The 15,395-nt window shown below is 71.2% G+C and carries 10 protein-coding genes; 7 read left to right on the forward strand and 3 right to left on the reverse strand.

What is annotated here, in order from left to right; all coding sequences use genetic code 11:
• Nucleotides 1–123 precede the first annotated feature (123 nt).
• The gene (locus ACZ7OH_RS40095; RefSeq protein WP_470285678.1) at nt 124–1,482 is read right to left on the reverse strand and encodes a type I glutamate--ammonia ligase; all 1,359 of its coding nucleotides are present in this window, start codon (nt 1,480–1,482) and stop codon (nt 124–126) included.
• A gap of 48 nt (nt 1,483–1,530) precedes the next feature.
• On the opposite strand from ACZ7OH_RS40095, the gene ACZ7OH_RS40100 reads away from it, so the two are divergent.
• Genes ACZ7OH_RS40100 through ACZ7OH_RS40120 form a run of 5 tightly spaced genes read left to right on the forward strand, consistent with a single transcriptional unit; the run spans nt 1,531 to nt 6,899 of the window.
• The gene (locus ACZ7OH_RS40100) at nt 1,531–2,964 is read left to right on the forward strand and encodes an APC family permease (RefSeq protein WP_470285679.1); all 1,434 of its coding nucleotides are present in this window, start codon (nt 1,531–1,533) and stop codon (nt 2,962–2,964) included.
• Nucleotides 2,961–4,085 carry an amidohydrolase family protein gene (locus ACZ7OH_RS40105; RefSeq protein ID WP_470285680.1) on the forward strand — a complete coding sequence of 375 codons (1,125 nt, stop codon included), beginning with the start codon at nt 2,961–2,963 and terminating at the stop codon, nt 4,083–4,085. Before ACZ7OH_RS40100 ends, ACZ7OH_RS40105 begins: the two co-directional genes overlap by 4 nt.
• Nucleotides 4,082–5,251 carry a M20 metallopeptidase family protein gene (locus ACZ7OH_RS40110; protein WP_470285681.1) on the forward strand — a complete coding sequence of 390 codons (1,170 nt, stop codon included), beginning with the start codon at nt 4,082–4,084 and terminating at the stop codon, nt 5,249–5,251. Before ACZ7OH_RS40105 ends, ACZ7OH_RS40110 begins: the two co-directional genes overlap by 4 nt.
• 18 nt (nt 5,252–5,269) lie before the next feature.
• Complete coding sequence (gene lgt, locus ACZ7OH_RS40115; RefSeq protein WP_470285682.1) at nt 5,270–6,304, forward strand: prolipoprotein diacylglyceryl transferase; 1,035 nt, start codon at nt 5,270–5,272, stop codon at nt 6,302–6,304.
• Nucleotides 6,305–6,320: 16 nt separating this feature from the next.
• Nucleotides 6,321–6,899 carry a TetR/AcrR family transcriptional regulator gene (locus ACZ7OH_RS40120; protein ID WP_470285683.1) on the forward strand — a complete coding sequence of 193 codons (579 nt, stop codon included), beginning with the start codon at nt 6,321–6,323 and terminating at the stop codon, nt 6,897–6,899.
• On the opposite strand, the gene ACZ7OH_RS40125 is transcribed toward ACZ7OH_RS40120, so the two are convergent.
• Both ACZ7OH_RS40125 and ACZ7OH_RS40130 read right to left on the reverse strand, forming a co-directional pair.
• Nucleotides 6,877–7,983 carry an alpha/beta hydrolase gene (locus ACZ7OH_RS40125; protein WP_470285684.1) on the reverse strand — a complete coding sequence of 369 codons (1,107 nt, stop codon included), beginning with the start codon at nt 7,981–7,983 and terminating at the stop codon, nt 6,877–6,879. The two genes, ACZ7OH_RS40120 and ACZ7OH_RS40125, sit on opposite strands and share 23 nt — an antisense overlap.
• A gap of 114 nt (nt 7,984–8,097) precedes the next feature.
• The gene (locus tag ACZ7OH_RS40130) at nt 8,098–8,886 is read right to left on the reverse strand and encodes an SDR family oxidoreductase (RefSeq protein WP_470285685.1); all 789 of its coding nucleotides are present in this window, start codon (nt 8,884–8,886) and stop codon (nt 8,098–8,100) included.
• A 312-nt stretch (nt 8,887–9,198) separates the two neighbouring features.
• Between ACZ7OH_RS40130 and gltB the strand changes: the two genes are divergently transcribed.
• Nucleotides 9,199–13,752, forward strand: coding sequence for a glutamate synthase large subunit (gene gltB / locus ACZ7OH_RS40135; RefSeq protein WP_470285686.1), 4,554 nt, complete (start codon nt 9,199–9,201; stop codon nt 13,750–13,752).
• Nucleotides 13,745–15,253, forward strand: coding sequence for a glutamate synthase subunit beta (locus ACZ7OH_RS40140; protein ID WP_470285687.1), 1,509 nt, complete (start codon nt 13,745–13,747; stop codon nt 15,251–15,253). The genes gltB and ACZ7OH_RS40140 overlap by 8 nt, the downstream gene beginning before the upstream one ends.
• Nucleotides 15,254–15,395: the final 142 nt, after the last annotated feature.

Genomic DNA, 15,395 nt, shown 5'->3' on the forward strand with positions numbered 1-15,395 from the left:
GCCTTCTTTCGGCCTCCTCACCTCACCCGGAGCGGGACGCTAGCACAGATAACGGCCCGATCACAGAATGATTTCCGGGCATGAATGCGACATTCGGCGCGAACGGTTTCCGGTGAAAAGATCTCAATGGAGGTAGCGCATCACGGCGCACAGCTCGTCGGGCGGCAGCTCGCCGAGCTGCGCGATCTCGCCCCGGCGCACGTCCATCAACGTCGTCGCGAACTCCGCGCCGAACGCCTTCGTCAACACCGCATCCGCCTCGAACGCCGTCACCGCGTCCGCCAGCGACGTCGGCAGCCGGACCGCCGAGGGGAGCGTCGCCGGGTCGACGTCCACCGGCTCCGGCAACGAAGACGACTCCGAAATCCCGGCCAGGCCCGCGAACAGCAGCGCCGCCACCACCAGGTACGGGTTCGCTGTCAGGTCGAAGCACTTGACCTCGAAGTTCGCCGCCCGGTCGCGCTGGCCGGCCGGGCCTTGGACCAGCCGCAGCGGTGCCTCGCGGTTTTCCAGTCCCCACACCGAAAACACGCCGGCCCAGTGGTGCGGCTCGAGACGCAGGTAGCTGACCACCGACGGCGCACCGATCGCCAGCAACGCCGGCAGCCGCGAAAAGATCCCCGCGCCGAACGCTTCCGCCGTCGGCGTCAGGCCGAACCGGCCGGCGCCGCCGGCGCACAGGTTCCGGTCGCCGTCCCAGAGGCTCAGGTGGACGTGCCCGCCGTTGCCGACGCCGTCCGGGGAGAACTTCGGCGTGAAGGACGCCCGCAGCCCGTGCTGCTCGCTCACCATCCGGATCGTCTCGCGGGTCAGAACGGCGATGTCCGCCGCGCGCACCGGGTCGTCCGGCGCCACCGACAGCTCGAACTGCCCGGCCGCGTACTCGGGGTGGATCTGCTCCACCGTCACGCCTTGGGCGGACAGAGTGGACACCAGCACACGCAAGTACGACGCCCGCGCGGACAGCCGCGCGAAGCCGTAGGCCGGGCCCGCCGTGGCCGAGCGCGGGTCGTCCGGCGCGTCCGCCGCCGTGATCACCCACTCGATCTCGAACGCCGTCCGCACGTTGTAGCCCAGCGCCGCCACCTGCGCCGTCGCGGTCGCGGCCAGCGCCCGCGCGTCCTGCGGGTGCGGTTCGCCCTCGGTGTCGTACTTGCGGACCGGCGCCCACGCCCAGCCCGGCTGCGCGGCCAGCGGCACGAGCGCGTCGAGGTCCGGGTGCAGCCGCAGATCTCCCACCGGGCCACGCGAGTACGTCCCGTCGGTGATGTCGTCGGTGGCCAGGAAGAAGTCGAACGAGTTCGACGCGCCGACGCCCCACGCCGCCGCCGACCACAGCCGGTCCACCGGGACGGCCTTGACGCGCGCGATGCCGCTGTTGTCGACGAAGGTCAGCGCGACGAGCTCGACGCCGGCCGCGCGCAGGGCGTCTGCCCGCAGTGCGCCCTGTTGTGCGAGTTCCGCCCGGTCGAGCTGGCTCATCGTGCTCCCGTCGATGTTCACTGGTACTTCAAGAAAGAGGTGGAGATCGTGTCAGACACCGTCGAAACCCGTCCAGGGCTGCGCCGCTCCCTCTCCGTCTGGCAGGCCGTCGGCCTGTCGGTGGCGTTGATGGCGCCCAGCATGGCCGCCAACATCAACCCCCAGCAGACCGCGGCCGCCGCCGGCCGCGCCGTCCCACTCGCCTTCCTGCTCTCCGCGGTCGGTGTGCTGCTGGTCGCTTACGGCTTCGTCAAGCTCTGCCAGTACTACCAGCACGCGGGATCGGTGTACGCGTTCGTCGGCGCGACGCTCGGCCCGCGCGCCGGCGTCGTCTCCGGCATCGGGCTCCTCGGCACGTACACGTTCTACGCCGTCGTCACGAGCTCGGCCGCGGGCACGCTCGGCACGGCCTTCCTGACGCAGGTGGGCATCTGGCCGAACCCGCCGTCCTGGGGGCCGTTCGTGCTGACGGCCGTGGCGCTGATCGGCGCCTGGCTGCTGTCGGTGGTGCCCGCGCGCCGCGGCACGAGCACGCTGCTCGCCGTCGAAGGCGCGACCATCGCGGTGATCCTGCTGGTCACGGTCGTGATCCTGGTCCGGCTGCTGGCCGGCGGCGCCCCGGGTGGCGCGCGCTTCACGATGGACGTGTTCGTCCCGGAAACCGGGCTGTCCGGGGTGTTCCTCGGCGCGGTCTTCGGCTTCCTGTCCTTCGCCGGGTTCGAAGCCGCCGCGACGCTCGGCGAGGAGACCCACGACCCGAAGCGCAACATCCCGCGCGCGATCCTCGGCACGGCGGTCTTCGGCGGTGTCTACTTCGTCGTGGTCACCGCGGTCGAGATGATGGCGTTCGGCGCGGACGCGACGGCGTTCCACGACTCGCCGTCCCTGCTCGGCGACCTCGGCAGCCGGTACGCGGGCCCGTGGGTCGGTGACGTCATCAGCGTCGGGGCCGCGATCAGCGCGTTCGGCTGCTGCCTGGCCTGCGTCGTCGGCGGGTCGCGGCTGCTCTACGCCCTGGGCCGCGACGCGGTCGGCGGCCGCGGCATCGGCCGGACGTCCACCCGCGGCACGCCGGTGGCGGCGGTCAGCGCGGTGACGGGCGCCGCTGTCCTGATCATCTTGGTGTGCGCGCTGTTCTTCGGCGCCACGGCGTCGGACACCTTCGCGTGGAGCGGTTCGATCGGGACGTTGATCCTGCTGGTGATCTACCTGCTGACGACGGCCGGCGCGATCCTGCTGCTGTTCGTCAAGCGCCGGATGCGCGTGCCGGCGTGGCACCTCGTGTTCCCGATCGGCGCGCTCGCCGTGCTCGGCTACACCGTCTACGTCAACGTCGTGCCGTACCCGACCGAAGGCCCGGCCCGGTGGTTCCCCGTGGTGGCCGGGGCCGTGCTGGTGCTGGCGGTGATCTTGGTGCTGTCCGCGCCCGGGTTCGCTCGTAGGGTGGGGGAGAGGCTGACCACCGTGGACGGAGGCGCATGACCGACCTGCTCCCGTTCGTCGCGGACCTGCCGCTGGTGGACCACCACTGCCACGGCGTCATCACCCACGACGTGGCCCGCGCGGACTTCGAGGCGATGCTGACCGAGGCGGACACGACGTCGGCGCTCGGCACCAGCCTCTTCGACTCGCTGATCGGGTTCGCGGTGCGCGCACGCTGCGCACCCGTGCTCGACCTCCCGGCGCACGCCCCCGCCGACGTCTACCTCGACCGCCGAGCCGAGCTGGGCGCGGCCGAGGTGGCGCGGCGCTTCCTGCGCGCCACCGGCACGACGGACTTCCTGCTGGACGGCGGTTTCCTGCCGGACGCGCTGACCACGACCGGCGAGTTCGCGCAGCTGGCGGGCACCCGTGCGCACGACATCGTCCGGCTGGAACAGGTGGCCGAGCACGTCATCCGCGGCAGCACGGCTCAAGGGTTCGCCGCCGCCTTCACCGATGAGCTGGGGAAACGCGCCGAGACCGCGGTCGGGCTCAAGTCGATCGCGGCCTACCGCGTCGGCCTGGAACTGGCGGGGGAGCGGCCTTCGCCGGCCGAGGTGGAAGCCGCCGCGGGACGGTGGCTCGCCGCGGGCGGCGGCCGGCTGGCCGACGAGGTGCTGCACCGGTTCCTCGTCTTCGCCGGGCTCGACCTCGGCTTGCCGGTGCAGTTCCACGTCGGGTACGGCGACTCCGACGTCGACCTGCACCGCTGCGACCCGCTGCACCTGACCGGGCTGCTGCGCGCCACCCGCGACCGCGGCGTGCCGATCCTCCTGCTGCACAACTACCCGTTCCACCGCAACGCCGCGTATCTGGCGCAGGTTTTCGAGCACGTGTTCGTGGACGTCGGGCTCGCCACCCACAACGCGGGGTTCCGCGCGCCGGCGATCCTGGCCGAGCTGCTGGAGATCGCGCCCTTCGGGAAGGTCCTCTTCTCCACCGACGCGTTCGGCCTGGCCGAGCTCTACCACCTGGGCACGGCCCTGTTCCGGCAGGGACTTTCGGACTTCGTGCGCGCCGGGCTCGACGCCGGTGCGATGTCCGAAGTGGACGCCGTCCGGCTGTGTGCTTTGGTGGGACACGAGAACGCGAAGAGGATCTACCGCTGGGAGCGCGCGTGAGTGATCTGTGGGACGCCTGGACCGGGGCGATCGAGGAGGAGCTGCCCGCCGCGATCGAGCTGCGGCACGCGGTGCACGCCGACCCGCGCGGTTCCGGCGACGAAGAGGACACCGCGCGGCTGGTCGTCGCCGCGCTCGGGGCCGGCGACGGCGTCCGCGTCGCGAAGACCGGCCGCGCGATCCCCCTGCCCGGCGGCGAGGGCCCGGCCGTGGCGCTGCGAGCCGAGCTCGACGCCCTCCCGGTGCTGGAGGGCACCGGCGTGCCGTGGGCGTCGGGCAACGAGTTCATGCACGCGTGCGGCCACGACGTCCACCTCGCCGCGCTGGTCGCCGTCTGCCGGGCGGCGCGGCGCGTCGGCGTCCCGCGGCCGATCCTGGCGCTGCTGCAGCCGCGCGAGGAGACGTCGCCGCCCGGCGCGCTCGACGTCGTCGAGTCCGGGGTGCTCGCCGAGGCCGGGGTGGACGCAGTGATCGGCGCGCACGTCCAGCCGCGGATCGCGCACGGCGTCGTCGCGGCGGTGCCGGGCCCGGTCAACGCGTCCACCGACGAGTTCGAGGTCACGATGCAGGGCCAGGGCGGCCACGCCGGCTACCCGCACCTGCTGCGCGACCCGATCCTGGCGCTGTCCCAGCTGGTCGTGAGCCTGCAGCAGCTCGCGTCGCGCCGGATCGACCCGGTGTTCGGCGCGGTCTGCTCGATCGGCCGGATCCAGGGTGGCACGGCGGCCAACGTCGTCCCGAACACCGCGACCGCGTTCGGCTCGCTGCGCCTGATGCGCGCGAAGGACCGCGAGGACGCGCTGGAAGCGCTCGCGGACATCGTGCACGGCACCGCGCGAGCGCACGGCTGCACCGCCGAGCTGGAGATCAGCCCGTGCGAGCCGGTCCTGGACAACGACCCGGCGCTGGCGGCGGGGGCGCGGCGCTGGCTGAGCCACGGCGGCTTCGTCGTCGACGACCAGTTCCGGTCGTTCGGCGCGGACGACTTCGCCCACTACTGCGGCGGCGCGACCCGCGGCCTGATGCTGTTCGTCGGCCTCGGTGACACCGCGGGCGTGCCCAGCCTCCACGACGACCAGTTCCTCCCGCGCGACCAGGCCGTCGTCCAGGTGGCGCACGCGCTGGTGGCGGGCTACCTGGCCGCTGTGGATGCCGGGAGCCGCTAGCGCTACGGTGGCCGCGTGATGAGCGCCTACCTCGCGACGATCCCGAGCCCCGACCAGGGGGTCTGGCACCTGGGGCCGATCCCGATCCGCGCGTACGCCCTGTGCATCATCGCCGGCATCATCGTGGCGATCTGGTGGGGCGAGCGGCGCTGGGCCGCCCGCGGCGGCACCAAGGGCACGGTGATCGACGTCGCCGTGTTCGCCGTGCCGTTCGGCCTGGTCGGCGGCCGGCTGTACCACGTGATCACCGACCCCGAGCTGTACTTCACCGAGGGCAAGAACCCGTGGAAGGCGTTCGCGATCTGGGACGGCGGCCTCGGCATCTGGGGCGCGATCGCCCTCGGCGCGGTCGGTGCGCTCATCGCGTGCCGCCGCAAGGGCATTCCGCTGCCGGCGATGGCGGACGCGATCGCCCCGGGCATCGTCGTCGCGCAGGCCATCGGCCGCATCGGCAACTACTTCAACCAGGAGCTCTACGGCGCGCACACGGACCTGCCGTGGGGCCTGGAGGTCTACCAGCGCTTCAACCCTGACGACCCGGAAAACCTCCTCAACGGCGTCGCGACGGGGCACATCCCGCTGCCGGAGAGCCCGGTCCACCCGACGTTCCTGTACGAGCTGATCTGGAACCTGCTGGTCGCGCTGCTGGTGGTCTGGGCGGACCGGCGCTTCAAGCTCGGGCACGGCCGGGCGTTCGCGCTGTACGTCGCGGGCTACACCGTTGGCCGCGGCTGGATCGAGATGATGCGGACCGACACCGCGAACCACATTCTCGGGCTGCGCGTGAACGTGTGGACGTCGATCCTGCTGTTCGCGGCGGCGGTGGTGTACTTCGTGCTCGCGGGCAAGCGCGGGCCGCGGGAGCTGCCGGAGACGCTGCGGAGCAAGGACGCGCCCGGTCCGGACGAGACGCCGGTTGCGGAGTCTCCGGCCGAGGAGGCTTCGGAAGAAGAGCCCGAGCACGCGAAGGTGGCGGCCGAGGCTCCGGCGGCGGAAAAGCCCGCTTCGGAGGACGCCTCGACCGAGGAACCGAAGAAGACCGACGAAAGCTGATCTGGCCAGGTGGGGGATGCCGCGTAACCGACGCCCGCAGGACCGGGAAGAGAAGCGCGGTGAGATCGTCGCCGCGGCCACCCGGTTGTTCGTGGACCACGGCTACGACCCCACGACGGTGACGCGGATCGGGCGCGAGGCGGGGGTCACCTCCAACACCGTCTACTGGTACTTCAAGGACAAGGACGAGGTACTGGTCGCTGTCCTGGACGCGCTGTTCGCGCAGTTCCTGGCCGGCGTGGCGGAACGCTCGGCCGAACCGCCGGTCGAGCAGTTGCTGTGGGCAGTCACCGAGTTGCGGCGGGTCGACCGGCTGATCACGACGGTGCACGCCAGGGTCGCGGCATCGGAGGCACTGCGGGTCTGGCACGACGGTTTCCACGCGCAGGTGGAGGCGATCCTGCGGTGGCACCTGGCCGCGTTGGGCGTGCCGGAGACCGAGCAGGACGCGATGACCCGGATCGGGGTGTTCGTCGTCGAAGGGATGCTGACCCACGCGGCCGACGCCGCAGGCGATCGCGCCGTCGTCGAGACGCTGGTCCGCAGTGCCCGCGGCATCGCCGCCGTGCCGGCTACCGGATCGCCGCGGCCGTGAACCGGTCCGCCAGGAACCGGATCTGGTCTGCGACGGCCCGCTCGAACAGGTCACCGACGTAGATGTCGAAGTGGTCACCGTCGTAGTGGTTGACCTGGACGTGGTCCTGCCCGGCCGCGAGGCGGGCCGTGGTGCGCGCGGGGGCGGCGCGGTCGTCGTCGCACACGCACACCAGGGTCGCCGCGGCGATCTTGCGCAGGTCCTTGCCGGGCCGGTACAGCGGTAACCGCAACGCGAGCCGGGCCGCGATCGCGTTGGCGCTGTCGCCGCCAGCGTCCGGGCCACTCATGACACCCCAGATCGTGTCGCGGCCGACAGCGGTGTCGCCAGGGCGGAACGGCTGCCCGCCCGTCTCGACGGTCGCGGACAACCCCTTGCCCACGGCAGGAATTCGGGCAAGGACTCCGGCGGTGCGAGGCGAGAGCCGAGACCCCGCCGGGATCAGCTGGGACGCCGCGGCGATCGCGGTCGGCGACACCAGGAAGGCGGGCATCCACCACACCCCGACCACCGGAGCCAGCACCGGCTTCGCCCCGAACACCGACCCGGCGACGTCGAGCAGCGCGGCGATGATGAGCCCGACCATGCTCACCGGGCCGGCCCGGAACCGGGAGAGCAACGACGCCGGGCCGTCGGTGAACGGACACTGGGCCACCACCGCGGCCAGATCGTGGTCCTCGCTCGCGACCCGCAGCACGTGCCCGCCGCCGAACGAGGTCCCCCACACCGCGATCCGGTCCGGGTCGACCTCCGGCAGGGAGCGGCCGTAGGCCAGTGCCGCCCGCCAGTCGTCGAGCTGGTCGCCGATGTCGAGCAACTGCCGAGGAGATCCCTCACTGGCCCCCAGATACCGGTAGTCGAACACCAGCACCATCCACCCCTGCGCGGCAAACCGCTGCGCGAACGCGTCCAAGCGCCACTCCCGCACCGCGCCCAATCCGTGCGCCATGACCACCAACGGCCGAGGGCCGCCCTCCGTTGCCGGCGCGTACAGCCACGCCGCGCACCGCACGCCCCCGGACTCGAACCACACGTCCCGCCGCACCGGCGCGGTGCGGCTGTCCTTGTCCGCCGAAGTTTCCATCGCCTGCCCCGCTCAGCTCACCCGCCGCTCTTGACTTGCGATCAAGAACTGACCGACGCGAAGGCTAAGACTCTCTTGATTGGAAGTCAAGAAACGAGGTCCGCGAGAGGTGTGTCAGCCGAGGTCGGGCAGGCCCAGCTCCAGGTTCGGCGCCTGCAACCCGCCGTCGACCTCGAGGATCTTGCCCGTGATGTAGCCGCCGGCCCGGGACGCCAGGAACACGACCGTCGCCGCGATGTCTTCCGCCTCGCCGATGCGGCCCAGCGGCGTCGCCGACTCCATCTTCTCCTTCAGCTCCGGGTTGCCGACCACGATCTCCAGCGCCGACGTCGCCACCGAGCCCACCGAAATCGCGTTCACCCGCACGCGGGGCGCCAAGTCCGCCGCCGCCAGGCGCGTGTAGTGCGCCAGGGCCGCCTTCGCCGTTCCGTACGCCGCGAAGCCGCGGCCGGACACCCGGCCCATCACCGACGAAATGTTGACGATCGAGCCGCCCGTCTCCACCAGCGACGGTGCCGCCGCCACCGTCAACGCGTGCGCCGTCGCCACGTTGAAGCGGAACGCTTCCTCCATGAAGTCCACCGAAGACTCCAGCAGGGGCCGCGGGTACGTGCCGCCGACGTTGTTGACCACCAGGTCGAGCCGGCCGAACTCCGACACCGCGGTCGACGCCAGCGCCGCCGCCGCGTCCGGGGAGGAGAGGTCCACCGGCACCGCCACCGCCCGCCGGCCGGCCGCCGAGACGCGCGCGGCGATCTCGTCGAGCTGAGCGGAAGTGCGGGACGCGATGACCACGTCGGCACCCGCTTCGGCGAGCGCCACGGCCGTGGCCGCGCCGATTCCGCGTCCGGCGCCGGTGACCACCGCGACCTGGTCGGTGAGCTTGAACCGATCGAGGATCATGCGGCGAAATGTAACACGTTCTAGTGACCGGCAACACAATTCCGGGCTGCCGGGTCGGGCCCGTCACGTTAGGCTTGACGGGAGTTTCCGGGCCGTATACTTAGCACAGCGAACTACCGGGAACCCATCAGGAACTACGTCGTTCCGCGCAGCCAGATCGTTACCGTCCGACGTCGCTCGGGGCGCTCTGAACAGGTGCTGGCATGTTTCCCAGGTGTTAAAGTCGCGCTAACAAGCGGGCCATCGTCGTCCCGTGCGCTCCCCGGCCGGTAGCCCGGCCCCGCACGAACAGACGACGAAGGAGGTCCCTTCATGATCTTCTCCGCCATGCCCGGCAAGCAGGGTCTTTACGACCCGGAGACCGAACAGGACTCCTGCGGTGTGGCCATGGTGGCCGACATCCGCGGGCGCCGCTCCCACGGAATCGTCACCGACGGCCTGGCCGCGTTGACCAACCTCGACCACCGCGGCGCCGCCGGCGCCGAACCCACCAGCGGCGACGGCGCCGGCATCCTGCTGCAGCTGCCCGACACGCTGCTGCGCGCCGAAGCCGGCTTCGCGCTTCCCGAACCGGACTCCCGCGGCCACCACGCCTACGCCGCCGGCATCGCGTTCCTGCCCGAAGACGCCGAGCAGCGCCGCAAGGCCGTCGGGCTGGCCGAACGCATCGCCGTCGAAGAGGGCCTGGAGGTCCTCGGCTGGCGTGAGGTCCCGGTCGACGCCGACCGCGCCGACATCGGCCCGACCGCCCGCTCGGTCATGCCGCACTTCGCGATGCTTTTCGTGACGGCGGACGGAAAAACCGGCCTGGAGCTGGACAGGCTCGCGTTCTGCCTGCGCAAGCGCGTCGAGCACGAAAGCGCGAACTCCGGCTGCGGCACGTACTTCCCGTCGCTGTCCTCGCGGACGATCGTCTACAAGGGCATGGTGACGCCGGAGCAGCTGCCCGCGTTCTTCGCCGACCTGCGCGACGAGCGACTGGAAAGCGCCATCGCGCTGGTGCACTCCCGCTTCTCCACCAACACGTTCCCGTCGTGGCCGCTGGCGCACCCCTTTCGGTTCGTGGCGCACAACGGCGAGATCAACACCATCCGCGGCAACCGCAACCGCATGCGGGCCCGCGAGGCGCTGCTCGAATCCGACCTCATCCCGGGCGACCTGTCCCGGCTGTTCCCGATCTGCTCGCCGGACGCGTCGGACTCCGCGTCCTTCGACGAGGTTCTCGAGCTGCTGCACCTCGGTGGCCGGTCACTGCCGCACGCCGTGCTGATGATGATCCCGGAGGCGTGGGAAAACCACGCCACCATGAAGCCCGAGCGGCGCGCGTTCTACCAGTTCCACGCGAGTCTCATGGAACCGTGGGACGGTCCGGCGTGCGTCACCTTCACCGACGGCACCCTCGTCGGCGCGGTCCTGGACCGCAACGGCTTGCGCCCGGCGCGTTGGTGGCGCACGGCCGACGACCGCGTCGTCCTCGCCAGCGAGGCCGGGGTTCTCGACGTCGCTCCGAAGGACGTCGTGGCCAAGGGGCGGCTCAAGCCCGGCCGGATGTTCCTGGTGGACACCGAAGCCGGCCGGATCGTGGACGACGAAGAGGTCAAGTCCGCGCTCGCCGGCAAGCTCCCGTACGAGGGCTGGCTGCACGCGGGCCTGCTGAAGATCGCCGAGCTGCCCGACCGCGACCACGTCGTGCAGAGCCACGACTCGGTGCTGCGCCGCCAGCTTTCCTTCGGCTACACCGAAGAAGAGCTCAAGATCTTGCTCGCGCCGATGGCCGAGAAGGGCGCCGAGCCGATCGGCTCGATGGGCACGGACACCCCGCCCGCGGTGCTGTCCCAGCGATCTCGCCTGCTCTACGACTACTTCAAGCAGAACTTCGCGCAGGTGACGAACCCGCCGCTGGACGCGATCCGCGAGGAGCTCGTCACCTGCATGGCGCGGATCATGGGCCCGGAGCGCAACCTCCTGGCCCCCGGGCCGGCGTCGTGCCGCCACCTGAAGCTGCCGTACCCGGTGATCGACAACGACGAGCTCGCCAAGCTCATCCACATCAACGACGACGGCGACCTCCCCGGCTTCGCGTGCAGTGTCCTTTCCGGACTGTACGAAGTGGACGGTGGCGCCGAGGCGCTGGCCGGCGCGATCGAGCGCGTCCGGCGTGAGGCGTCCGAAGCCATCGCGGCCGGCGCGCGCACGCTGGTGCTGTCCGACCGCGACTCCGACCACCGGATGGCGCCGATCCCGTCGCTGCTGCTGGTCTCCGCGGTGCACCACCACCTGGTCCGCACCAAGGAACGCCTGCGCGTCGCGCTGGTCGTCGAATCCGGGGACGCGCGCGAGGTCCACCACATCGCGCTGCTGCTCGGCTACGGCGCCGCCGCGGTCAACCCGTACCTGGCCTTCGAGACCATCGAGGACATGATCGGGCAGGGCGCGGTCACCGGCATCGAGGCGGCCAAGGCGATCCGCAACTACGTGCAGGCGCTCGTCAAGGGCGTCCTGAAGATCATGTCCAAGATGGGCATCTCGACGGTCGGCGCGTACACCGCCGCCCAGGCCTTCGAATCCCTCGGCCTGAGCCAGGACCTGCTCGACGAGTACTTCACCGGGACGTCGTCGAAGCTCGGCGGCGTCGGGCTCGAGGTGCTCGCCGAAGAAGTCGCCGTCCGGCACCGCCGCGCGTACCCGGACAACCCGACCGAGCGCGTCCACCGTGGACTCGACACCGGCGGCGAGTACGCCTACCGCCGCGAGGGCGAGCTGCACCTGTTCACGCCGGAGACGGTGTTCCTGCTGCAGCACGCGTCCAAGACCGGCCGCGACGAGGTATACCGCAAGTACACCGACGAGGTGCACCGCCTCTACCGCGAGGGCGGCACGCTGCGCGGGCTGTTCTCGTTCAAGAACGGCGTCCGCGAGCCGATCCCGCTCGACGAGGTCGAGCCCGCCGAGGCGATCTTCAAGCGCTTCAACACCGGCGCGATGTCGTACGGCTCGATTTCGGCCGAGGCGCACGAAACCCTGGCCATCGCGATGAACCGGATCGGCGGCCGCTCCAACACCGGCGAGGGCGGCGAAGACCCCGAACGGCTCTACGACCCCGAGCGCCGCAGCGCGATCAAGCAGGTCGCGTCCGGCCGGTTCGGCGTCACGAGCGAGTACCTCGTCAACGCCGACGACATCCAGATCAAGATGGCGCAGGGCGCGAAGCCCGGCGAGGGCGGCCAGCTGCCGCCGAACAAGGTGTACCCGTGGATCGCGCGGACCCGGCACTCCACGCCGGGTGTCGGCTTGATTTCCCCGCCGCCGCACCACGACATCTACTCCATCGAGGACCTGGCCCAGCTGATCCACGACCTCAAGAACGCCAACGAGCACGCCCGCATCCACGTGAAGCTGGTGTCCTCGCTCGGTGTCGGCACGGTCGCGGCGGGGGTGTCCAAGGCGCACGCGGACGTGGTGCTCATCTCCGGCCACGACGGCGGCACCGGCGCGTCCCCGATGAACTCGCTCAAGCACGCGGGCACGCCGTGGGAGATCGGTCTCGCCGAGACCCAGCAGACGTTGCTGCTCAACGGTTTGCGCGACCGGATCACCGTGCAGGTGGACGGCGCCATGAAGACCGGGCGCGACGTCGTCATCGCGGCGCTGCTCGGTGCCGAGGAGTACGGCTTCGCGACGGCCCCCCTCGTCGTCGCGGGCTGCATCATGATGCGCGTCTGCCACCTCGACACCTGCCCGGTCGGCGTCGCCACGCAGAGCCCCGAGCTGCGCAAGCGCTACACCGGCCAGGTCGAGCACGTCGTCAACTTCTTCAAGTTCGTCGCCGAAGAAGTCCGGGAAACCCTGGCGGCGCTGGGCTTCCGGACGCTCGACGAGGCCATCGGCCACGCCGAGCTGCTGAACACCGACGAGGCCGTCGACCACTGGAAGGCGTCCGGTTTGGACCTGGCGCCGATCTTCGAGATGCCGCAGGAGACCCCGTACGGCGGCGCCAAGCGACGCACCCGCGGCCAGGACCACGGCCTCGAGCACGCGCTGGACCGCACGCTCATCCAGCTCGCCGAGGCGGCGCTGGAAGACGCGCACCACGTGAACATCGAGCTGCCGGTGCGCAATGTCAACCGGACCGTCGGCACGCTGCTCGGCTCGGAGATCACCCGCCGCTACGGCGGGGACGGCCTGCCCGAGGGCACGATCAACGTCACGCTCACCGGTTCGGCGGGCCAGTCGCTCGGCGCGTTCCTGCCGCGCGGCATCACCCTCGACATGGTCGGCGACGCGAACGACTACGTCGGCAAGGGGCTTTCGGGCGGCCGGATCGTCGTCCGCCCCGACCCGGAAGCGTCCTTCGCCGCCGAGGCGCAGACGATCGCGGGCAACACGATCGCCTACGGCGCCACCGGCGGCGAGATCTTCCTGCGCGGCCAGGTCGGCGAACGCTTCTGCGTCCGCAACTCCGGCGCCACGGTCGTCGCCGAGGGCGTCGGCGACCACGCCTTCGAGTACATGACCGGCGGCCGCGCGGTGGTGCTCGGCCCGACCGGGCGGAACCTGGCGGCCGGCATGTCCGGCGGCATGGCGTTCGTGCTCGACGTCGACCGCAAGAAGGTCAACCAGGACATGGTGGATCTCCTCAAGCCGACCGCGGACGACCTGGCCTGGCTCAAGAAAACGGTGCAGCAGCACCACGATCTCACCCGCTCCGCGGTCGCGGCGTCGCTGCTCGGCGACTGGCCGCGCCGGTCCGTGGCGTTCACCAAGGTGATGCCGCGCGACTACCAGCGGGTTCTGGACGCGGCGAAGGCGGCGAAGGCCGCCGGCCGCGACGTCGACGAGGCGATCATGGAGGCCGCTCGTGGCTGACCCGACCGGTTTCCTGAAGTACGACCGTGAAGAGCCGCCCAAGAAGTCCAAAAAGGACCGCTTGGAATCGTGGGGTGAGGTCTACGCGGACGTCGACCCGGGCGAGCGCAACGAAAAGGTGCGCAAGCAGGCGTCCCGCTGCATGGACTGCGGCATCCCGTTCTGCCACTCCGGCGGTTCGGGCTGCCCGCTCGGCAACCTGATTCCCGAGTGGAACGACCTGGTCCGCCGCGGCGACTGGGCCGCGGCGAGCGACCGGCTGCACGCCACCAACAACTTCCCCGAGTTCACCGGGAAGCTGTGCCCGGCGCCGTGCGAGGCGGGCTGCGTCCTGTCCATCTCGCCGCTGTCGGGCGGGCCGGTGGCGATCAAGCGCGTCGAGCAGACGATCGCCGACCAGTCGTGGGAAGCGGGCTACGTCCAGCCGCAGGTGTCCGAAGTGGCCAGTGGGCAGCGCGTCGCGGTCGTCGGCTCCGGCCCGGCCGGGCTCGCCGCCGCCCAGCAGCTGACCCGCGCCGGGCACGAGGTCACGGTGTTCGAGCGCGACGACCGCCTCGGCGGCCTGCTGCGTTACGGCATCCCCGAGTTCAAGATGGAGAAGAAGGTCCTCGACCGCCGCCTCGCGCAGCTGCGCAAGGAAGGCACCCGGTTCGTCACCGGCTGCGAGGTCGGTGTCGACTTGTCGGTGGAGGACCTGCGCGCGCAGTACGACGCCGTCGTGCTCGCGGTCGGCGCGCTGCGCGGCCGCGACGACACGACGACGCCGGGCCGCGAGCTGGCCGGCGTCCACCTGGCGATGGAGCACCTGGTGCCGGCCAACAAGTTCGTCGAGGGCGACGGCCCGCCGTCGGTCGACGCGCGCGGCAAGCACGTGCTGATCATCGGCGGCGGCGACACCGGCGCCGACTCCTACGGCACGGCCACCCGCCAGGGCGCGCTTTCGGTGACGCAGCTGGACCAGTACCCGATGCCACCGTCCACAAGGGACGACGAGCGGTCGCCGTGGCCGACGTGGCCGTACATCCTGCGCACCTACCCGGCGCACGAGGAAGCGGGCGAGCGGAAGTTCGCGGTGGCGGTCAAGCGGTTCGTCGGCGACTCCGACGGTCGCGTGACGGCGGTCGAGCTGCAGCAGGTCCGCGTCCAGAAGGACCCCGCGACGGGCCGCCGCGAGGTCATCCCGGTCAACGACGAGATCGAGACGCTGCCGGCCGACCTGGTCCTGCTGGCGATCGGCTTCGAGGGCGTCGAGGAGATGCCGCTGCTGGACGGGCTGGGCCTGTCGCTGACGAAGCGCGGCACGCTGTCGTGCGGCGCGGACTGGCAGACGGAGACCCCCGGGGTCTTCGTCTGCGGCGATGCCCACCGCGGCGCATCGCTGGTGGTGTGGGCGATCGCGGAGGGCCGCTCGGTGGCCAACGCGGTCGACGCGTTCCTGACGGGGGCGTCGGACCTCCCGGCCCCGGTCCACCCGACGGCGTTGCCACTCGCGGTCGTCTGATTTCTCGGTTCGCGAAAGCCCCCTCGCCGCTGGCGAGGGGGCTTTCGACCGTTTCGACCCATTACTCCGGATGGCGGCTGCGCACTCCGTACACGGCCAACTACTTTCGAGTAGCTATGCCGCTTTGCGACAATTCACTTCC

Source organism: Amycolatopsis sp. NPDC114478 (assembly GCF_055633805.1).